This is a genomic window from Varunaivibrio sulfuroxidans, assembly GCF_029318635.1.
GTDB lineage: Bacteria > Pseudomonadota > Alphaproteobacteria > Rhodospirillales > Magnetovibrionaceae > Varunaivibrio > Varunaivibrio sulfuroxidans.
In genome coordinates, this window is record NZ_CP119676.1 from 2,697,299 (window position 1) to 2,717,744 (window position 20,446).

Sequence of the window (20,446 nt, forward strand, 5' to 3'; positions counted from 1 at the left end):
CGAAAGGCTTCAGATTAAGAGGTCTTGACCCTAGGTCCTGACCCTAAACCCGCGCGTTGGTCTTGCGGACGAACAGGCGATAAAGGATTTCCACGCCTACGGCGAGGGCGATCATGGCGGCCAGAATCCCTAATTTCGATGGTGTGGTGGTGGCAGTCCGCCAAATGAGACTGGCCAGGGCGGCCAGGCACGACGCCCCGCCCAGGGCGCTGATCCACCGCCGCCCACCGGTTTTTTCCGCCAAAATAAATCCGGCGGCATTGACGATGGCGAAAATCAGCAGGAAACCCGTGCTTCCCATTGTCGAGATACTTTGAATGTCGAAAAAATTGGCGGTCAGGAGGGTCGCGCCGCAGGTTATGAGCAGGCCTTCGACGGGGCGGCTCCAGACTTTGCGTTCCAGGAACCGGGGCAATTCGCCGTCCTTGGCGATGACATACGACAGGCGCGCCGCGCCGTAGAGGGTTGCGTTGATCGCCGATACCGTCGATAGCAGGGCGGCGATCGTGATCACCATATAGCCGCTTTCTCCGAGAAAAGGCTGCGCCGCCGCGGCCAGGGCAAAATCGCGTGCGGCGATGATCTGGGGAATTGTCAAATTGCCCACGGCGACGGCGCTGACCGCAATATAAAGCACGATGACGAAACCGACCGCGGCATAAAAAGCGCGCGGCAAGGTGCGTACGGGGTCGCGGACGTCTCGGGCGGTGTTGGCGATCAACTCGAAACCTTCGTAGGCGACGAAAATGAGCATGCCGCCCGCCGCCAAGGGCAACGGGGCCGCCCATTGCGACGGGGCGAGTCGGGACGGGTCGATGCTTAGCGCGCCGATAAGAACGAAAACGAGCAAAATAGAGATTTTGATCACGACGATGACGTCTTCGGCTTCGCCGACAATTTTAACCGCCCCCATGTTCAAGGCGGTCATCGTGAGAACGGCGAGGCTGATGTAGGCATGAAGCCAGAAGACCTGTTGGCTTGCGGGCATGAGTTGGGCCGCGTAACTGCCAAAGGCATGGGCGTAAAGCGACAACATGATAATATAGCTCAGCCAAAGCAAAATGTTGGCCGATCCGCTAAACAGGCCGGGACCAAAGGCTTTGTCGATATAGGAGACTGTTCCTCCCTCGCTGGGGAAAGTTACCGACAGCTTGACGTAGGAGTAGGCGCTGAGCAGGGCGACGCCTCCGGCAAGGGCGAAGGCAAGCGGGGCCCCGGCGCGGGTAACTTGTACCGATAACCCCAATACGGCGAAAATTCCACCGCCGACCATGCCGCCGACGCCAATGGCGGTGGCGCTCCAAAAGCCGATTTTATCCGTCTTGCGCGCCATGTCGCCGTCTCATGAGGGTGTCGCCATGCGGTGAATTTCTCGCACCGTGTCCCAGACACTGTGCACCATGGTTCACTTTACACCATGGTTTCACCACATAGAAAGCGCGCCGGAATATTCGTCCGTGGACCGCGCCGTTTTCCTTTGTGCGTCGCGCCCGTCGCCACGAGGTTAGGCAAGCCCGTTTATGGCCGGCCGGAGCAAGAGGGAGAATAAATTTTTGAATTTACAAAAGATAATTGAAAAACAATCTCGCGCGGCGTGTAAAAAGAAAAAACGAACAAAGAGATCGACCGGAGCGGAACGGGGCGTTGCGCTTGATCGTTTCCTCTGGCATGAAACGACGATAAGGGATGGAGACTCGATTCTTGCGCGGGGCGTGTCGGAACCGCACACACCGCGAATAAGGGAGAAAATAATTAGATGATCAACACGATGATGGCCGATCCGACATTTATGCTGTCTTTTGCGTTGGGGTTATTGGCGACCGGAGGGATCGCCGGCGTGCTCGCGGGGTTGTTGGGTGTCGGGGGGGGGATCGTCATCGTTCCCGTCTTGTTTAATTTGTTTCCCTATTTAGGGATCGACGAAGCGGTGCGCATGCATCTGGCAGTGGGCACCTCGCTGGCGACGATCATCCCTACCTCGATCATGTCGATGCGCGCCCATTACCGCCGTGGCGGCGTCGATATGGCGTTGCTTAAAAGCTGGGGCGTCGCCATCGCCGTCGGTGTGGTGGTGGGCGCCATCGTGGGGGGGGTCGCCAAAGGTAGCGTGCTGACGGGAGTTTTTGCCGTCGTGGCGATTCTGGTCTCGCTCAACATGGCTTTTCGCAAGGAAGGTATGCATATCGCCGAGCGTTTGCCCGGAGGTATCGTGCGCCACTTCATCGGATTTATCATCGGCGGTTTTTCGGTGATGATGGGCATCGGCGGGGGGACGCTCACGGTCCCTATCCTCAGCGCCTTCAGCTATCCTATTCGCCGCGCCGTCGGCACGGCGTCCGCGATCGGCTTGATCGTCAGCATTCCGGGCACGATTGGTTTTATCCTCGGCGGTCTGGGCGCTTCCGACCTGCCGCCGTTCAGCATCGGTTACGCCAATTTAATCGGGTTCGCTTTGATCGTTCCGGCAACCATGGTGACGGCGCCCCTGGGCGCTAAAATCGCCCACAACATACACCCCCTCTGGTTGCGACGCGCTTTTGCGTTGTTCCTATTTTTAACGTCCTTGCGGATGTTCGCCTCCTTGGTGCGCTGAACGCGCGCCAAGGAGGCGAAGGGTGGTCGTTCCGCCTCTATTTTTTCGGGGGTCGGCATCCCTCTTTCCGTCGGACTATTCGTCTCGGTCTTCGTTTGCGGCGGAATTTTTTTGGGAATTTTTGGGCGCATCGTCCCGCGTCGCTCCGGCGGACGGGGATGGGGGCTTGAATACGCGCTCTGTGGGGAGGCGAATGGTGACCGTGCTGCCGCGCCCGATCTCGCTTTCGATGATCAATTCACCACCGTGAATTTCAATCAACTGTTTGGTGATCGGTAGGCCCAGTCCGGTTCCTTGAAAACGTCGGGTAAAGGCGCGTTGTTCGGCATGACCGAAGGGTTGCAGGGCGATTTTGATGTCGTCGGCGGTCATCCCTATGCCGGTGTCGCGAACTTCCAGAATAAACCCCGCTTCGCATCGGGTGGCGATGGTGACGCTGCCGCCGGGGGAAAATTTGATGGCGTTGGACAACAGGTTGAGGATGCATTGCTTGAGGCGTATCGGATCGCCTATGAGGAAGCAGCTCCGATCGATGTTGAGCTTCAGCTTGACTCCGTTTTCCTTGGCCATGCGATGGACCATGAACAGGGCGTCCTCGATCAAGAGGGGAACATCGACCTCCTTTTCAGAAAGTTCTATTTTTCCCGTTTCCACCTTGGCCATATCGAGAATGTCATCGATGACGCCACCCAGATGCACGGCGCTGGAATGAATGTTTTTGACGTATTCCTTGTACTGTGCGGGGAGGGCGCCGAACATCTCCAATTCCATCATTTCCGCGAATCCGTTGATGGAATTAAGCGGGGTGCGCAGTTCATGGTTCATATTGGCGAGGAACACGGATTTGGCATGGTTGGCGTGTTCGGCGTTATCCTTGGCTTGACGCAAGACCTGATCGTGGGTTTGCAAGCGCTCCGCCATGGAATCGAAGGCGTGGGCGAGCGCGCCCAACTCTCCCTGGCTGTAGGGGACGTGGGCGCGGGCCGAAAAATCACCCTGCGCCAGGTGCTGGGCCATGGCCGCCAACCGTTCGATCCAGCGTCCGAAAATGAGGTGAAATTGGACCCATCCAAGCAAGACGCTCAAGACGATGACGGAAAAAACCACAATAACGTGTTCCCATGTCGTCTTTTCGATTCCGGCCAGGACGACGGACTTGGGGATGTCGGTGGTGATGAAAACGCCCCCGGGGACATTGCGCACCTCACGAAAGCCGACCAACATCTCCCCCATTTTCGGATCGTTATAGCGTGCGTATTGCGCTCCGGTTTCCGTGATCACGGATTTGAAGAGAGGGGTTTGGGCGATCGAGACGCCGATCTTAAGGTGGCCGCTGGGGTAGGAGGCGTAGACGACGCCCTTGCGGTCGAAGACGGTCACGCTGGCCTTGTCGGGGATCGACAGATCGGTAAGGTAGGCGCTCAGCCAGTTCAAGTTCAATCCGCTGTTGACCGTGCCGGTGACCTGTCCCTCGGCGGAAAATATGGGTTGCGAAAAGACAATCACCGGCTTTCCCGTAAGACGGCCGATGCGATACCCGCTAAGAGAAAAAACCCCTTTGTCGAACGCATCGACAATATTGATTCCCTTTGAGGCGTCCACCGGTTTGTCCATCGGCGTCGAACTGCACACGATATGTCCCGTGGAATCGACTTTGGAAAAATTGGTGTATTGGGTAAATCGAGCCCCGACATTGGTCAGGATTTTCGAGCACGCCGCGGTGTCATGGCCACGAATTTGCGGAATTTGACTGAGGGCGACGAGGACTTCGCGCGCGGAATTGAACAGCGAGAGGTGTTCCTTGGCGACCAAAGAGGAGATACTTTCCACGTCGGCGCGGATTTTTTCCAACTGCTCTTGGCGGTGGACATAGACCTGATAAAACATATCCACGATCAAGGGCGTCAAAATCAGCACGATCATCATGAAGAAACGTGTGCTTGTTTTGCGCCATATCGAGCCGATTTTCTCCATAATTTATCCAGAAATCGAGATTGAAAAAACGATGGTGAGCGTGAGGGTTTCCTTTCATTAGAGTAATGTATTAGCACGATATTCCGCCGGGACATAGGGTCTGCCCATGGCGGAATTTTTAATTTTGCAACTCTACGCCTAGGCGGTTTTATCGCCAACGGAAATTCGTGTCCGGAAATCTTGCGCCGGAGCGCCGACACGAAAGGCCGGCTTGGGATACGGTACGTAGACGGGAAATGGGAATACGCAGGAAGGATGGTGCCGGCTGCAGGATTTGAACCCGCGACCCCCTGATTACAAATCAGGTGCTCTACCAACTGAGCTAAGCCGGCCCTAGGGGTTTGACTGAGACAAAAGAATCCGCCGACAGGCGGGTCGTTTTGTTGAAGAAAATCAAACCCTATCAAAAAGACAACCGCATGAAGCGACCCGACGTTTCGGGATCGAAAAGCCGGAGTCAATCCACGAGCGACGTCACCGTGGCGCGCGCCTTTATAAGGCCGGAGCGCGGCCCCGGTCAACGTCTGCATCTATCGCGCATGGAAAAGATTTCGAGGCGCGCTCGGTCGCGATTCGGTTACGTGCGGCGGGTTCTGGCGAATTCGTACAAGGCGATCGCCGCGGCATTGGAAAGGTTCAGACTTTCGATCGCATCGCTCATCGGAATTTTGGCGACGAGATCGCAGGTCTCCAGGGTCAAGCGGCGCAGCCCCTGCCCCTCGGCGCCGAGAACAAGGGCGATGTCGCCGCCTTCGAGGACGCCGTCGGTAAGCATCTTGTCGGTGTGCCCGTCGAGACCGACGCACCAAAAACCCGCCCCTTTCAAATAGTCCAGGGCGCGGGCCAGATTGGTGACGCGCACCAGGGGAATTTTTTCGACGCCCCCCGAGGCGGCCTTGGCCATGGCCCCGGTAACGTCCGGGGCATGGCGGTCGTGGATGACGACCCCCGCGGCGCCGAAGGCGGCGGCCGAACGGATCACCGCCCCGATGTTTTGCGGATCGGTGGCTTGATCGAGGACGACGACGACGTGCTGTCGCCGAGCTTCATCACCCGCCGTATCACCCGCCGTCGCCGGCTCGCGTCGAAGGTCATGACAGAGATCTTCTATGCTTACGACAGGCAGCATTTCGGCCTGTACGGCAATCCCCTGATGGACGGCGTGCGGGGGCAGCAGGGCGTCGATTTCGCGGCGGTCGCGGATCTCCGCCTTGGGCCGGGCGGCGGCGCCGTTCGTTTCGCCAATTTCGGCGGCGCCATTGGCGTCGCCATCGAGGCTCGATTGCGCCGAGGTTACGACGCGATAGATCACCCGCTGGGGATTGGCGAGCGCCGCCAAGGCGGCGTGGACGCCATAGAGCCAAAGCGCGCCGCGCGTGCGCGCGTGCGTTCCCTCGCGCGGTGCGCCCACCGTCTCGTCGGGGCGGCCATGGGGCGGCCATGGGGCATTATCCGCCGTATGACGGGGAGGTTTCCCTGCGTTCGGTATTCTGCGTTTTCGTTTCGCCATGGCCTCTTTTAAGCCGGGGCGATGGCGGCGACAAGCAAAACCGAAATTTTGAAAATAAAATGATGATTGAACCGCTTTTGGGGTATTTTGAAAGTTGACAATGCGGTCTAAATCCTCATAGTGCGCTCGTTCGCATCGTCGGCGCGCCGGCGTGTGTGTGATGAGCCGTGGAGGGATGCCCGAGTGGCTAAAGGGGACGGGCTGTAAACCCGTTGGCGTACGCCTACGTTGGTTCGAATCCAACTCCCTCCACCATCACATGAGTGCGGGGGCTTGGACGTGGGTCGATGCACAGACGTGGGTCGAAGCACAGACGTGGGTCGAAGCACAGACGTGGGTCGAAGCACACGGGTCGGGACACATGGGGCGGGCGCGAAGCGGCGTTGCGGCCTCGGATCGAAGCGCCCGTTGGCCGGGCATCTTGGAGTTTGCGGGTGTAGCTCAATGGTAGAGCAGAAGCCTTCCAAGCTTACGACGAGGGTTCGATTCCCTTCACCCGCTCCAAGGCGCTCTGGTTCGATCGGTTTTCCCGGTTGGTCCGGTTTGATGATGCGTGTGGTTTTAGTGGTTTTTCTGGAAGCCTGTGAGCAGTAGGAAAAGAAGATGGGTAAGGCAAAATTTGAGCGTACGAAGCCGCATTGCAACATCGGCACGATTGGCCACGTTGACCACGGCAAGACGTCGTTGACGGCGGCGATCACGAAGGTTTTGGCGGAGAGCGGCGGGGCCGAGTTTTCGGCGTACGCGGACATCGACAAGGCGCCGGAAGAGCGTGCGCGCGGGATCACGATTTCGACGGCGCACGTTGAGTACGAGACGGAGAGCCGTCACTATGCGCACGTTGACTGCCCTGGTCACGCCGATTACGTGAAGAACATGATCACGGGCGCGGCGCAGATGGACGGGGCGATTTTGGTTGTTTCGGCGGCCGACGGTCCGATGCCTCAGACCCGCGAGCACATTTTGTTGGCGCGTCAGGTTGGCGTTCCCGCGATTGTTGTTTTCATGAACAAGGTTGATCAGGTTGACGACGAGGAGCTTCTTGAGCTTGTCGAGATGGAAATCCGCGAACTTCTTTCGTCGTATGATTTTCCGGGCGACGATATTCCGATCATCAAGGGTTCGGCGTTGGCGGCGCTTGAAGATAGCGACGCGGCGACGGGTCGCGAAGCGATTTTGGAGCTGATGAAGGCGGTTGACGACTACATTCCGCAGCCGGAGCGTCCGAAGGACAAGCCGTTCCTGATGCCGATCGAAGACGTGTTTTCGATTTCGGGCCGTGGCACGGTAGTGACGGGCCGCGTCGAGAGCGGCGTGATCAAGGTTGGCGAGGAGATCGAGATTGTCGGTCTTCGCGACACGCAGAAGACGACGTGCACGGGCGTTGAAATGTTCCGCAAGCTTCTCGATCAGGGCGAGGCGGGGGACAACGTCGGCGTTCTTTTGCGCGGCACCAAGCGCGAGGACGTGGAGCGCGGTCAGGTCCTGGCGAAGCCGGGTTCGATCACGCCGCACACCAAATTCGAGGCGGAAGCATACATTCTGACGAAGGACGAAGGGGGACGTCACACGCCGTTCTTCAGCAACTACCGTCCTCAGTTTTACTTCCGCACGACGGACGTGACCGGTTCGGTGGCGCTTCCCGACGGTGTCGAGATGGTGATGCCGGGCGACAACATCCAGATGACGGTGGAGCTGATCGCTCCGATCGCCATGGATGAGGGCCTGCGCTTCGCGATCCGCGAAGGCGGACGCACCGTCGGCGCCGGCGTCGTCGCCAAGGTGATCGCTTAAACATACTGGACTTTGGCGCGGGAAGGGGGTATGTCCCTCTTTCCGCGCTGAGCGGTTCGGGCAGGAGGGGCGCGCCTCGTCCTGTCCCTTCTCCGTTATGGGAAGGCCCTCGGATACACAGTAGGGGTATAGCTCAGTTGGTAGAGCGGCGGTCTCCAAAACCGCAGGTCCCGGGTTCGAGCCCTGGTGCCCCTGCCATTTTACGATATGCGTTCTTGGTGAAAGAGCGCTTTTTCACAAGGTCCGCCGGTGCATCGAAGACCGAATTGGGTCGGCCTGAATTAGAGTGGTAAGTTAGACAAGATGGCGAAAACCAACCCAGCACAGTTTATGCGCGAAGTGCGCCAGGAAGCCTCGAAGGTCACGTGGCCGACGCGCAAAGAAACCATGGTTTCGACGGCGATGGTTTTTGTCATGGTCATCGTGTCGGCAATTTTTTTCTTTCTTGTTGACCAAATTTTGGCCTTTGGCGTGAAACTGATTTTCGGTCTGGGAGGATAAGTCCATGGCGAAAAAGTGGTACGTCGTGCATGTCTATTCCGGCTTTGAGAAAAAGGTCGCTCAATCGATCGAGGAGCAGGCCCGTCAGGCGGGGATGGAAGATCTTCTCGAAAAGGTTCTCGTTCCTTCCGAGGAGGTGGTTGAGGTTCGTCGCGGCGCCAAGGTCAATACGGAACGTAAATTTTTCCCGGGTTACGTCCTGGTGAAAATGGAAATGAACGACGAGAGCTGGCATTTGGTCAAGAACACGCCGAAGGTTAGTGGTTTTCTCGGGTCCAAGGATCGTCCGACGCCGATCAGCGAGCGCGAGGCGCAACGCATTATCGATCAGGTTCAAGAAGGCGTCGATCGGCCCAAACCTTCGATCGTATTCGAGGTCGGCGAGCAGGTTCGCGTCTGCGACGGCCCGTTCACGTCCTTCAACGGTTTGGTCGAGGAAGTTGACGAGGAGCGCGCCCGCCTCAAGGTCGCAGTGAGTATTTTTGGCCGGGCGACCCCGGTCGAATTAGAATACACCCAGGTCGAAAAGGCCTGAGGTGCGTGCGGCGTAACGCCGCTTCGTCGTGTGGGAGGCCAGCCATGGTCGGACCACGCCGTCTCAGAAGCACAGACAGGAAATCTGAGGATTCATAATGGCTAAAAAAGTAAAAGCGATCGTCAAGTTACAGGTGCCCGCGGGCGCCGCAAATCCGTCCCCGCCGATTGGCCCAGCGTTGGGTCAGGCTGGACTAAACATCATGGAATTCTGCAAGACGTTCAATGCCCGCACGCAGGGCATGGAGCAGGGAATGCCAATCCCTGTGGTTATCACGGCCTATCAGGATAGCTCCTTTGATTTTATCACCAAAACGCCGCCGGTGAGCTTCTTCCTGAAAAAAGCAGCCAAGATCACCAAGGGCGCGGGAACCACCGGGACCCAGACCGTGGGGTCGGTGACCATGGAGCAATGCCGTGAAATCGCCGCGCAGAAAATGGTCGATTTAAACGCCGCCGATATCGACGGCGCGGTGCAGATGATTATTGGCTCGGCCCGTTCGATGGGCCTGGACGTGGTGGAGTAAGACAATGGCGAAGCATGGAAAACGCCTTCAGCAGGCGAAAGAAAAAATTGACCGTAGCCAAAGTTACGCCCTCGACCAGGCGGTGAAGCTGATCAAGGGAAACGCGACGGCTAAGTTCGACGAAACCATCGAGATCGCCATGAACCTTGGCGTTGATCCCAAGCATGCCGACCAAATGGTGCGCGGCGTGGTGTCTCTGCCCAACGGCACCGGCAAGGCGCTGCGCGTCGCGGTTTTCGCCAAAGGCGACAAGGCCAAGGAAGCCCTTGATGCGGGCGCCGACATCGTCGGCGATGCCGATTTGGCGGAGAAAATCCAAGGCGGCGAAATGGATTTCGATCGCTGCATCGCGACCCCGGATATGATGCTCGTCGTCGGCAAATTGGGTAAGGTCCTGGGGCCGCGCGGCCTGATGCCGAACCCGAAGCTGGGCACCGTGACCCAGGACGTCGCTCAGGCGGTCAAGGACGCCAAGGGCGGTCAGATTGAATTTCGCGTCGAAAAAGCCGGTGTGATTCACGCCGGGGTCGGCAAGGCGAGTTTCAGCGAAGAGCAAATTCTGGAAAACGTTCGCGTTTTTATCGATGCGATCAACAAAGCCAAGCCCTCCGGCGCCAAGGGAACCTATTTGAAGAAGGTTTCCCTCAGCTCCACCATGGGGCCGGGCCTGAGCCTCGATCTGGGCGCGATCGCCGGCGAGGGTTGACGGCGGGCCTGAGATCGACTATGAGATGGCCCCTTCGCGTTACGGCGCGGAGGGGCTCGAAAATGTGTTCGCTTTTGTTTCGTGGGGGCGATGAAGTTCCCAAGGCGTTTTCGCAAAAGACGCGAAGGCGAGTGCGTTTTCAAACCTGTCCAAGACTGTAGGTTCCCCAAGCGTGGGGTTTAATGGGTTTCCGCCTGCACAGACGGTGCGTTTAGCGTTTTTTTTGTTTCCCGTTGGAAACGACGAAGCGGCTTGAACAGTTGCACTGGACAGGATACCGGGGCCTTCGTTTTCCTCTGCGAGGAGTGAAGGTCGTTTACGTGCAACGGCGCCGGATCCCAAACCGAAATCGGGACCGCGTCACGAGAACTGGAGACGTTCTGTGGACCGTTCGCAAAAAGAAGAACTGGTCGGCACTATGCGCAAGGTGTTCGAGGGATCGAACCTTGTCGTCGTCACCCATTATTCCGGGTTGAGCGTCGGCGAGATCACCGATCTTCGTAACAAAATGCGTGAAGCCGGTGCCGGCTTTAAAGTGACCAAGAACCGGATTACGCGTCTCGCCCTTCAAGGAACAGCGTACGAGAATCTGACCGACATGTTCACCGGCCCGACCGGGGTGGCGTATTCCGCCGATCCCGTCGCCGCGGCCAAGATCGCAGTGTCCTTCGCCAAGACCAATGACAAGCTCATTGTCATGGGTGGGGCGATGGGCGCCAACGTGCTTGACGTCGAAGCCGTCAAGTCCCTGGCGACGCTGCCTTCGCTCGATGAACTGCGCGGCAAACTCGTCGGCATGATCTCGACGCCCGCAACCCGTATCGCCGGCGTTACCGCCGCGCCCGCGGGTCAGTTGGCTCGGGTCATCGGCGCTTATTCTCAAAAGGGTGAAGCGGCTTAGTGCCGGACCTCCATTTAAATACCGTTCAAGCCAATTTTAGGAGACACTACTCATGGCTAATCTAGAGCAGATCGTTGAAGACCTGTCCGCGTTGACCGTCCTCGAGGCGGCCGAACTGAGCAAAATGCTCGAAGAAAAATGGGGCGTTTCCGCCGCCGCTCCGGTCGCGGTCGCCGCCGCCGGCGCGCCTGCCGCCGAAGCCGCCGAAGAAAAGACCGAATTCGATGTTATCCTGGCCTCGATCGGCGATAAGAAGATCAACGTGATTAAGGAAGTCCGCGCCATCACCGGCCTGGGCCTCAAGGAAGCGAAAGATCTGGTCGAAGGCGCGCCCAAGCCCGTCAAGGAAGGCGTGACCAAGGACGAAGCCAACGAGATCAAGACCAAGCTCGAAGCCGCCGGCGCTGGCGTCGAGGTCAAATAATTTTTTCGCCCATGGGCGAAAGTCCTTGGGTGAAATTATTTTAGGTGGCGGCGGCTACCGCGATGCGTACCGCCGCCATCTCTAAAATTTAAAGTCCGCGTCCACACGCATTGGCCTGCCGAAGCCGGAAAAGTGGATGCGCCAGCTCGACGATGCACTCATTCGGGGCCCCTGAGGGGGCGGGTGCGCGCCGGGTTTTTTGCGTTTGAGGCCCCTCTCGGGGTGAAGAGTCTCTCCCGATGTTCGTGAGGGGCGGGTTAACCGTTTGAAAAATAGGGTGTATCATGGGTTTGTCATATACTGGGCGTATGCGCGTTCGCAAGGATTTTGGCAGGATCGCCGCCGCCGTCGAAATGCCCAACCTGATCGAGGTCCAAAAAACGTCCTATGAGACGTTTTTGCAGCAGCACGTCCCCCAGGATGAGCGCACCAATACCGGCCTGCAGGAGGTTTTCAAGTCGGTTTTCCCGATTCAAGATTTTTCCGAACACGGCACCTTGGAATATGTCGGCTATGAATTCGAAACTCCGAAATATGACGTCGAGGAATGCCAACAGCGCGGCATCACTTTCGCCGCGCCCTTGAAGGTGACGCTGCGTCTCGTGGTCTGGGACGTCGATGAGGAAACCGGCGCGCGCTCGGTGCGCGACATCAAGGAACAAGACGTTTACATGGGCGACATGCCGCTGATGACCCGCCACGGCACCTTCGTCGTCAACGGCACGGAGCGGGTGATCGTCTCGCAGATGCACCGCTCCCCAGGCGTCTTCTTCGATCACGACAAGGGCAAGACCCATTCCTCGGGTAAGTTCCTGTTCGCGGCGCGGATCATTCCTTATCGCGGTTCTTGGCTCGACTTCGAATTCGACGCCAAGGACTTGGTCTATGTGCGCATCGATCGGCGTCGCAAGTTGCCGGTAACGACTCTTCTGATGGCGCTGGACAGCGCCCAGACGGTGCAGAAACGCGCCGCGTTGGAGGCGGAGGGCAAAATCCTCGACACCCTCGAAGTGCAGGGCATGAGCCCGGAGGAAGTCCTCAACTACTACTACGATCAGGTAATGTTTACGCGCACGGCGAAGGGTTGGAAAACGCCTTTCCAGGGCGAGCGCATGCGCGGCGTCAAGCTGACCCAGGATCTGATCGACGCCAAAACCGGCAAAGTCGCCGCCGAGGCCGGCGAAAAACTGACCCCACGCAAGTTAAGGCAGATGGTCGAAGGTGGGTTGAGCGATATCTTGGTGAGCAGCGAGGAGATGATCGGACGCTATGCCGCGGTCGATTTGTTCAACGCCGCCACCGGTGAAATTTTTGCCGAAGCCGGCGACGAATTGACCGAGGAAATCATGGAGGCGGTTGACGCCGCCGGCGTCAGCGAGATCGCGACTCTGGCGATCGATCACGTCAATGTCGGCCCTTACATCCGCAATACCCTGGCGGTGGACAAGAACACCAGCCGCGAAGAAGCCCTGATCGATATCTATCGCGTCATGCGCCCCGGCGAGCCGCCGACCCTGGAGACGGCGCAGGCGTTGTTCAACAGCATGTTCTTCGACCCCGAACGCTACGACCTTTCGGCGGTTGGTCGGGTCAAGATGAATGCCCGTTGTGGTTTCGAGGACGTGCCCGACACCATGCGCGTGTTGCGCCGGGAAGATATTCTCGAAGTGGTGCGCATTCTGGTCGATCTGAAGGATGGTCGCGGCGAAATCGACGATATCGATCACCTTGGCAACCGCCGTGTGCGCTCGGTCGGCGAGCTGATGGAAAACCAATATCGCGTCGGTTTGTTGCGCATGGAGCGGGCGATCCGCGAGCGGATGAGTTCGGTCGATGTCGATACCGTGATGCCTCACGATCTGATCAACGCCAAGCCGGCGTCGGCGGCGGTGCGTGAGTTCTTCGGCTCGTCGCAATTGTCGCAGTTCATGGATCAGACCAACCCGTTGTCGGAAGTCACCCACAAGCGCCGTCTGTCGGCGTTGGGGCCGGGCGGTTTGACCCGCGAGCGCGCCGGTTTCGAGGTGCGCGACGTGCACCCGACCCATTACGGCCGGATTTGTCCGATCGAAACGCCGGAAGGTCCGAACATCGGCCTGATCAACTCGCTGGCGACCTTCGCGCGCGTCAACAAGTACGGTTTCATCGAAAGCCCGTATCGTAAGGTTGAAGACGGTAAATTGCTCGATGACGTCGTCTACATGTCGGCGATGGAAGAGGCGCGTTACGTAATCGCCCAGGCCAACGCCAAGCTCGACGACGAGGGGCGCTTCGGGGACGATATGGTGAGTTGCCGCAAGGCCGGCGACTTCGTGATGGTGACCCCGGAGCACATCCAGTTCATCGACGTTTCGCCCAAGCAGCTGGTCTCCGTGGCGACGGCGCTGATACCGTTTCTGGAAAACGATGACGCCAACCGCGCCTTGATGGGGTCGAACATGATGCGCCAAGCGGTGCCGCTGTTGCGCGCCGAGGCGCCGCTGGTCGGCACCGGCATGGAGGAAGCCGTCGCCCGCGATTCGGGGGCGACCATCGTCACCCGCCGTTCCGGGGTGGTCGATCAGGTTGACGCCACGCGCATCGTCGTGCGGGCGACCGAGGAAACCTCGCACTCGGCGTCGGGCGTCGATATCTACAACCTGCTGAAGTTCCAACGTTCGAACCAAAACACCTGCCTGCACCAGCGTCCGTTGGTCAAGGTCGGCGACCGGGTCGAAGCCGGCGACACCATCGCCGACGGCCCATCCACCGAGTTGGGCGATCTGGCCTTGGGCAAGAACGTGCTGGTCGCGTTCATGCCGTGGAACGGCTACAACTTCGAGGATTCGATCCTGATTTCCGAACGCATCGTGCGCGACGACGTCTTCACCTCGATCCATATCGAAGAGTTTGAGGTGATGGCCCGCGACACCAAGCTGGGCCAGGAAGAAATTACCCGCGACATTCCCAACGTCGGCGAGGAGGCATTGAAGAACCTCGACGAGGCGGGGATGGTCTACATCGGCGCCGAAATCAAACCGGGCGATATTCTGGTCGGTAAGGTGACGCCGAAGGGCGAAAGCCCGATGACCCCGGAAGAAAAACTGCTGCGCGCGATCTTCGGTGAGAAGGCCACCGACGTGCGCGACACCTCGCTGCGTCTGCCGCCGGGGGTCGCCGGAACCGTCGTCGATGTTCGCGTGTTCTCGCGCCGCGGCGTCGAAAAGGACGAACGCGCGATGGCCATCGAACAGGCCGAAATCGAACGTTTGGCGAAGGACCGCGACGATGAACGGGCGATTTTGGAGCGCAGCTTCACCGCGCGCCTGAAGGCCCTATTGCTGGACAAGAAAGTCGTGTCCGGCCCCAAGGGGATCAAGGCCGGTTCCGTTATCGGCGAGGAAATTTTGGCCCAATACACGCCCGGCCAGCAATCGCAGATCGTCGTCGCCGACGATCAGGCGATGAACGACGTCGAAATTTTGAAGGGGCAGTTCGAAGCCAGCATCGCGGCCTTGCAGGAACGTTTTGAAGACAAGGTCGATAAACTGCAACGTGGCGACGATCTCAGCCCCGGCGTGATGAAGATGGTCAAGGTCTTCGTCGCCGTGAAGCGCAAGCTGCAACCCGGCGATAAGATGGCCGGTCGCCACGGCAACAAGGGTGTCATTTCACGCATCATGCCGATGGAAGACATGCCGTTCCTCGAAGACGGACGTCCGGTCGATATCGTGCTCAACCCGCTGGGCGTGCCGTCGCGTATGAACGTCGGGCAGATTTTGGAAACCCATCTGGGCTGGGCGTGCGCCAACCTCGGTTTGCAAATTGGCGAAATGCTGGATGCGGCGAGGGCCGACGGTTCGGGCGATACAAGCAAAATTCGCGCGGTGCTCAACGACGTTTACGCCGATGAATACACCGAGAAAATCGCCCCCTTGGACGATGGTCAGATCCTGGAAATGGCGGGCCACCTGCGCGCCGGCGTTCCCATCGGCACCCCGGTGTTCGACGGCGCCCGCGAGGAAGATATCGCCGATATGCTCGGCAAGGCCGGATTGGAGACCTCCGGTCAGGTGACCCTGATCGACGGGCGGACCGGCGAGCCGTTCGATCGCAAGGTCACGGTGGGTTACATTTACATGCTTAAGCTTCATCACCTGGTCGATGATAAGATCCACGCCCGTTCGATCGGCCCGTACTCGCTGGTCACCCAGCAGCCGCTGGGCGGCAAGGCGCAGTTCGGCGGCCAGCGTTTCGGTGAAATGGAAGTGTGGGCGCTCGAAGCTTACGGCGCGGCCTACACGCTACAGGAAATGTTGACGGTGAAATCCGATGACGTGTCGGGGCGCACCAAGGTGTACGAAGCGATCGTGCGCGGCGACGATTCGTTCGAGGCGGGCATCCCCGAATCGTTCAACGTTCTGGTCAAAGAACTTCAGGCGCTCGGCCTGAACGTCGAATTGAACTGACTCGAAACCCCCTTTCAAGGAGAGATATCCCATGAACGAATTGATGAAGGTTTTCGGGCAGGTCACCGGAACGCAGCGTTTCGATCACATGAAAATTTCGATCGCCTCGCCCGAGCAAATCCGCTCGTGGTCGTTCGGCGAAATCAAGAAGCCCGAGACGATCAACTACCGCACCTTCAAGCCCGAGCGCGACGGCTTGTTTTGCGCCCGCATCTTCGGCCCGACGAAGGATTACGAGTGCCTGTGCGGTAAGTATAAGCGCATGAAATACAAGGGCATCACCTGCGAGAAGTGCGGCGTCGAGGTGACCTTGCAAAAGGTCCGGCGCGAGCGTATGGGCCATATCGATCTGGCTTCGCCGGTGGCGCATATTTGGTTTATGAAGTCTCTGCCTTCGCGCATCGGCCTGCTTACCGACATGACCTTGAAGGACTTGGAGCGGGTTCTCTATTTCGAAAACTACGTCGTCGTCGAGCCCGGCCTGACCCCGATGAAGCTCCATGAATTACTCTCCGAGGAACAGTACCAGAACGCCCTCGACGAATATGGCGAGGACGCCTTTCAGGTCGGCATCGGCGCGGAGGCGATTCGCGAAATGCTGTGCGCGATCGACTTGGAAACGGAATTGGAGACCCTCAAGGTCGAACTCAAGGAAACCAATTCCGAGGCCAAGCGCAAGAAGCTGGTGAAACGCCTGAAGCTGGTCGAGGCGTTTATCGCCTCGAACACCCGCCCCGAATGGATGATCCTGGAAGTCGTTCCGGTGATCCCGCCCGAATTGCGCCCGCTGGTGCCGCTCGACGGCGGCCGTTTCGCGACCTCCGACCTTAACGATCTGTACCGTCGTGTGATCAACCGTAACAACCGCTTGAAGCGCTTGATCGAACTGCGCGCGCCGGAAATCATCGTGCGCAACGAAAAACGCATGCTGCAGGAATCGGTGGACGCCCTGTTCGATAACGGTCGCCGTGGCCGCGCCATCACCGGGGCCAACAAGCGCCCGTTGAAATCGCTGTCCGACATGCTGAAGGGCAAGCAGGGCCGCTTCCGTCAGAACTTGCTGGGCAAGCGCGTGGATTATTCGGGTCGCTCGGTGATCGTGGTGGGGCCGGAGTTGAAGCTCCATCAGTGCGGATTGCCTAAGAAAATGGCGCTCGAACTGTTCAAGCCGTTCATTTATTCGAAGCTCGAACTGTACGGCATGGCGCCGACCATCAAGGCCGCCAAGCGGATGCTCGAAAAAGAGCGCCCCGAGGTGTGGGATATCCTGGAAGAAGTGATTCGCGAACACCCGGTGATGTTGAACCGCGCCCCGACCCTTCACCGACTGGGCATTCAGGCGTTCGAACCGAAGCTGATCGAAGGCAAGGCGATTCAATTGCACCCGCTGGTGTGCACCGCGTTCAACGCCGATTTCGACGGCGATCAAATGGCGGTTCACGTGCCGTTGTCGCTGGAAGCCCAGCTTGAGGCCCGCGTCCTGATGATGTCCACCAACAACATCCTCAGCCCGTCCAGCGGAAAGCCGATCATCGTCCCCTCGCAGGACATCATCCTCGGGCTGTACTACATGACCATGATGCGTGAAGGCGAGAAGGGCGAAGGCATGATCTTCGCCGATCAGGGCGAGGTGCAATTGGCCCTCGATACCGGTATCTTGAGTCTGCACGCCAAGATCACGGCGCGCTTTCAAACGGTCGATTCCGAGGGTAAGCCGAAGATCATCCGCACCGAAACCACGCCGGGCCGGATGATTTTGTCGGAGCTTCTGCCCCGTCACCCCAAGGTGCCGTTCGAGCTGATCAATCAGCTGATGACAAAGAAGGAAATTTCCAGCGTCATCGACGTCGTCTACCGCCATTGCGGCCAGAAGGAAACGGTCATTTTCGCCGATCGTCTGATGGGAATCGGCTTCGCCAACGCGTGCCGCGCCGGGATTTCGTTCGGCAAGGACGATATGGTGATCCCGCCCTCGAAGGAAAAACTGGTCAATGAGACCGACGAAAAGGTCAAGGAATACGAGCAGCAATATCAAGACGGCCTGATTACCCAGGGCGAAAAATACAACAAGGTCGTCGATGCTTGGGCGCATTGCACCGATTTGGTTTCCGACGCCATGATGAAAGAGCTGTCGATCGACAAACCGGGCGTTCCGATCAACTCGGTCTACATGATGGCGCACTCCGGCGCCCGTGGCTCGGTGGCGCAGATGAAGCAGCTCGCCGGCATGCGCGGCCTGATGGCCAAGCCATCGGGCGAGATCATCGAAACGCCGATTATCGCCAACTTCAAGGAAGGCCTCAGCGTTCTCGAATACTTCAATTCGACCCACGGCGCGCGCAAGGGACTCGCCGACACGGCGCTGAAGACCGCCAACTCGGGGTACCTCACGCGTCGCTTGGTCGATGTCGCCCAGGACTGCATTATTTACGATGAAGATTGCGGCACCGACCTTGGCGTCATCGCCCGCCCGATCGTTCAAGGCGGCGAGACGATCTCGCCGATTTCCGAACAGGTTCTCGGTCGTACCGCGGGTGAAGATGTTCTCCACCCGACCGGTGGCGAGGTGCTCGTCGCCAAGGGCGTTCTCATCGACGAGGAAATCGCGGGTCGGCTTGAAGAGGCCGAAGTGGAGAGCATGAAAATCCGCTCGCCGCTGGTCTGCGAAAGCAAGATCGGCGTCTGCGCCTCGTGCTATGGCCGCGATCTGGCGCGGGGCACGCGGGTCAACGTCGGCGAGGCGGTCGGCGTGATCGCGGCGCAGTCGATCGGCGAGCCGGGCACCCAGTTGACCATGCGCACCTTCCACATCGGCGGCGCGGCGCAGCGCGGTTCCGAGCAATCCTACGCCGAAGCCCTGGCCGACGCCAAGGCGCGGCTGGAGAACTGCACCACGGTGAAAAACTCCGACGGAGCGTTGATCGTGATGACGCGCAATGCCGAGGTCGTCCTGCTCGACAGCCAGAAGCGCGAACGGGCGCGCCATCGCATTCCTTACGGCGCGAAGCTGATGGTCGCCGACAAGGCGGTCGTCAAGCGCGGCGACCGCTTGGCGGAATGGGATCCCTACACCCTGCCGATCATCACCGAAAAGGAAGGCGTGGTGAACTACGTCGATCTTCTCGAAGGGGTCACCCTGATCGAGCAAATGGACGAAGCCACCGGTATTTCGTCCAAGATCGTGGTCGATATGAAGTCCCTGCAGCCCAAGGCCGGCGATCTTAAGCCGCGTATTACGCTGCGTGACGACGCCGGTGAATTGCTGGCCTTGGATAACGGCCTGGAAGCACGCTACTTCCTGTCGGTCGATTCGGTGTTATCGGTGGAAAACGGCCAGAAGGTCCATGCCGGCGATGTGTTGGCGCGTATTCCCCGCGAAAGCGCCAAGACCCGCGACATTACCGGCGGTCTGCCGCGCGTCGCCGAGCTGTTCGAGGCGCGCAAGCCGAAAGACCATGCGATCATCAGTGAAATCGAAGGGCGTGTCGAATTCGGCAAGGATTATAAAAACAAGCGGCGGATTATCGTCGTTCCGACAGAGGGCGATGGCGAGCCTCGGGAATACCTTATTCCCAAGGGCAAGCACATCAGCGTTCAGGAAGGCGACTATGTTAAGGTCGGCGACCCCCTGATGGATGGCAACCCCGTGCCTCACGATATTCTGGCGGTTCTCGGCGTCGAGGCGCTGGCCGAATATCTGGTTGACGAAATTCAGGACGTCTATCGTCTGCAGGGCGTTAAGATCAACGATAAGCATATCGAAGTGATCGCCCGGCAAATGTTGCAGAAAGTCGAAATCACGGCCCCCGGAGACACCACCTATCTGGTTGGCGAATTGGTGGACAAGATCGAATTCGACATCACCAATGCGAAGTTGCTCGAAGAAGGCGAACGTCCCGCCGAGGCGAATCCCGTGCTTCAGGGTATCACCAAGGCGTCGTTGCAGACCCAGTCGTTCATCTCCGCCGCGTCGTTCCAGGAAACGACTCGGGTGCTTACCGAGGCCGCGGTGTCCGGCAAGCACGACAGCTTGATCGGGCTCAAGGAAAACGTCATCGTCGGGCGCTTGATCCCGGCGGGTACGGGGTCGGTGATGAACCGTCTGCGTGCGGTGGCGGCCGAGCGGGACGCCGAATTGGCGCCACCGCCCAGCGCCGAGGTCGAGGTCGCCGACGAGATCACGGCGGAAAACCTGTTCGCCGCGGATGTCGCGAACGAGGGCGCCAACGCTGGAAAATCGGGCCTTTCCGACTGACCGGCCCATATAAATATGGACGATCCGAAAAACGGCGGAATTCCTTGAATATACGAGGAATTCCGCCGTTTTTATGCGTTTTCCATGGAATCATCCATGGGCTGTGCGCGTAAACTGCGTAGGCGGCGGGGAAAAACCAATTGTTTTGCTTGACGGGGGGGGAGGTCCTGCATAGTATGCGGCCCTTCTCAGGGGGTTGGTGGTAAGCCCAAGCGGCTTAGACGCAATCTTGACTGAGTTAGCGTTTTTTAACATAGCGGCGTCGAATTGGACGCCGGG

General features: G+C 58.8%; 13 protein-coding genes and 4 tRNA genes. 13 read left to right on the plus strand and 4 right to left on the minus strand.

Going from position 1 to position 20,446, the window contains the following annotated elements:
* Nucleotides 1–43 precede the first annotated feature (43 nt).
* Entirely contained in the window at nucleotides 44–1,333 is a 1,290-nt protein-coding gene (locus P3M64_RS12595; RefSeq protein WP_132938371.1) for an APC family permease, read from the minus strand.
* Nucleotides 1,334–1,756: 423 nt separating this feature from the next.
* On the opposite strand from P3M64_RS12595, the gene P3M64_RS12600 reads away from it, so the two are divergent.
* The gene (locus tag P3M64_RS12600; RefSeq protein ID WP_243644726.1) at nucleotides 1,757–2,593 is read left to right on the plus strand and encodes a sulfite exporter TauE/SafE family protein; all 837 of its coding nucleotides are present in this window, start codon (nucleotides 1,757–1,759) and stop codon (nucleotides 2,591–2,593) included.
* Nucleotides 2,594–2,668: 75 nt separating this feature from the next.
* Here the strand turns inward: P3M64_RS12600 and P3M64_RS12605 are convergent, their stop codons facing one another.
* From P3M64_RS12605 to rlmB, 3 genes are all read right to left on the minus strand, one after another.
* Complete coding sequence (locus P3M64_RS12605; protein ID WP_132938370.1) at nucleotides 2,669–4,567, minus strand: sensor histidine kinase; 1,899 nt, start codon at nucleotides 4,565–4,567, stop codon at nucleotides 2,669–2,671.
* Nucleotides 4,568–4,823: 256 nt separating this feature from the next.
* A tRNA-Thr gene (locus tag P3M64_RS12610) sits at nucleotides 4,824–4,899 on the minus strand.
* 245 nt (nucleotides 4,900–5,144) lie between these two features.
* Complete coding sequence (gene rlmB, locus P3M64_RS12615; RefSeq protein WP_132938369.1) at nucleotides 5,145–6,077, minus strand: 23S rRNA (guanosine(2251)-2'-O)-methyltransferase RlmB; 933 nt, start codon at nucleotides 6,075–6,077, stop codon at nucleotides 5,145–5,147.
* Nucleotides 6,078–6,246: 169 nt separating this feature from the next.
* On the opposite strand from rlmB, the gene P3M64_RS12620 reads away from it, so the two are divergent.
* The 12 genes from P3M64_RS12620 to rpoC all read left to right on the plus strand — a co-directional run bounded on the left by P3M64_RS12620 (nucleotide 6,247) and on the right by rpoC (nucleotide 20,167).
* Nucleotides 6,247–6,332 (plus strand) — tRNA-Tyr (locus P3M64_RS12620).
* A gap of 175 nt (nucleotides 6,333–6,507) precedes the next feature.
* Nucleotides 6,508–6,581 (plus strand) — tRNA-Gly (locus P3M64_RS12625).
* A gap of 99 nt (nucleotides 6,582–6,680) precedes the next feature.
* Entirely contained in the window at nucleotides 6,681–7,871 is a 1,191-nt protein-coding gene (gene tuf, locus P3M64_RS12630; protein ID WP_276157034.1) for an elongation factor Tu, read from the plus strand.
* A 122-nt stretch (nucleotides 7,872–7,993) separates the two neighbouring features.
* Nucleotides 7,994–8,069: transfer RNA gene (locus P3M64_RS12635), tRNA-Trp, on the plus strand.
* Nucleotides 8,070–8,174: 105 nt separating this feature from the next.
* Nucleotides 8,175–8,372, plus strand: a complete 198-nt coding sequence (gene secE / locus P3M64_RS12640) for a preprotein translocase subunit SecE (RefSeq protein WP_132940145.1) — start codon at nucleotides 8,175–8,177, stop codon at nucleotides 8,370–8,372.
* 4 nt (nucleotides 8,373–8,376) lie between these two features.
* Nucleotides 8,377–8,907 carry a transcription termination/antitermination protein NusG gene (gene nusG / locus P3M64_RS12645; RefSeq protein ID WP_132940146.1) on the plus strand — a complete coding sequence of 177 codons (531 nt, stop codon included), beginning with the start codon at nucleotides 8,377–8,379 and terminating at the stop codon, nucleotides 8,905–8,907.
* A 97-nt stretch (nucleotides 8,908–9,004) separates the two neighbouring features.
* A complete protein-coding gene (gene rplK / locus P3M64_RS12650; protein WP_132940147.1) occupies nucleotides 9,005–9,433 on the plus strand; it encodes a 50S ribosomal protein L11 in 429 nt (142 codons plus the stop codon).
* Nucleotides 9,434–9,437: 4 nt separating this feature from the next.
* Nucleotides 9,438–10,139: a 50S ribosomal protein L1 gene (gene rplA / locus P3M64_RS12655; RefSeq protein ID WP_132940148.1), complete on the plus strand. Its 702-nt coding sequence runs from the start codon at nucleotides 9,438–9,440 to the stop codon at nucleotides 10,137–10,139.
* A 382-nt stretch (nucleotides 10,140–10,521) separates the two neighbouring features.
* The gene (gene rplJ / locus P3M64_RS12660; protein ID WP_132940149.1) at nucleotides 10,522–11,040 is read left to right on the plus strand and encodes a 50S ribosomal protein L10; all 519 of its coding nucleotides are present in this window, start codon (nucleotides 10,522–10,524) and stop codon (nucleotides 11,038–11,040) included.
* Nucleotides 11,041–11,092: 52 nt separating this feature from the next.
* Nucleotides 11,093–11,464 carry a 50S ribosomal protein L7/L12 gene (gene rplL, locus P3M64_RS12665; protein WP_132940150.1) on the plus strand — a complete coding sequence of 124 codons (372 nt, stop codon included), beginning with the start codon at nucleotides 11,093–11,095 and terminating at the stop codon, nucleotides 11,462–11,464.
* Between the two features lie 284 nt (nucleotides 11,465–11,748).
* Nucleotides 11,749–15,912 carry a DNA-directed RNA polymerase subunit beta gene (gene rpoB / locus P3M64_RS12670; RefSeq protein ID WP_132940151.1) on the plus strand — a complete coding sequence of 1,388 codons (4,164 nt, stop codon included), beginning with the start codon at nucleotides 11,749–11,751 and terminating at the stop codon, nucleotides 15,910–15,912.
* A 31-nt stretch (nucleotides 15,913–15,943) separates the two neighbouring features.
* The gene (rpoC, locus tag P3M64_RS12675) at nucleotides 15,944–20,167 is read left to right on the plus strand and encodes a DNA-directed RNA polymerase subunit beta' (protein ID WP_132940152.1); all 4,224 of its coding nucleotides are present in this window, start codon (nucleotides 15,944–15,946) and stop codon (nucleotides 20,165–20,167) included.
* Nucleotides 20,168–20,446 lie beyond the last annotated feature (279 nt).

Excerpts from the sequence above, each read along its gene's own strand:
- P3M64_RS12595 (WP_132938371.1), bottom strand. The coding sequence starts at position 1,333 with ATGGCGCGCAAGACGGATAAAATCGGCTTTTGGAGCGCCACCGCCATT.
- P3M64_RS12600 (WP_243644726.1), top strand. The coding sequence starts at position 1,757 with ATGATCAACACGATGATGGCCGATCCGACATTTATGCTGTCTTTTGCG.
- P3M64_RS12605 (WP_132938370.1), bottom strand. The coding sequence starts at position 4,567 with ATGGAGAAAATCGGCTCGATATGGCGCAAAACAAGCACACGTTTCTTC.
- rlmB (WP_132938369.1), bottom strand. The coding sequence starts at position 6,077 with ATGGCGAAACGAAAACGCAGAATACCGAACGCAGGGAAACCTCCCCGT.
- tuf (WP_276157034.1), top strand. The coding sequence starts at position 6,681 with ATGGGTAAGGCAAAATTTGAGCGTACGAAGCCGCATTGCAACATCGGC.
- secE (WP_132940145.1), top strand. The coding sequence starts at position 8,175 with ATGGCGAAAACCAACCCAGCACAGTTTATGCGCGAAGTGCGCCAGGAA.
- nusG (WP_132940146.1), top strand. The coding sequence starts at position 8,377 with ATGGCGAAAAAGTGGTACGTCGTGCATGTCTATTCCGGCTTTGAGAAA.
- rplK (WP_132940147.1), top strand. The coding sequence starts at position 9,005 with ATGGCTAAAAAAGTAAAAGCGATCGTCAAGTTACAGGTGCCCGCGGGC.
- rplA (WP_132940148.1), top strand. The coding sequence starts at position 9,438 with ATGGCGAAGCATGGAAAACGCCTTCAGCAGGCGAAAGAAAAAATTGAC.
- rplL (WP_132940150.1), top strand. The coding sequence starts at position 11,093 with ATGGCTAATCTAGAGCAGATCGTTGAAGACCTGTCCGCGTTGACCGTC.
- rpoB (WP_132940151.1), top strand. The coding sequence starts at position 11,749 with ATGGGTTTGTCATATACTGGGCGTATGCGCGTTCGCAAGGATTTTGGC.
- rpoC (WP_132940152.1), top strand. The coding sequence starts at position 15,944 with ATGAACGAATTGATGAAGGTTTTCGGGCAGGTCACCGGAACGCAGCGT.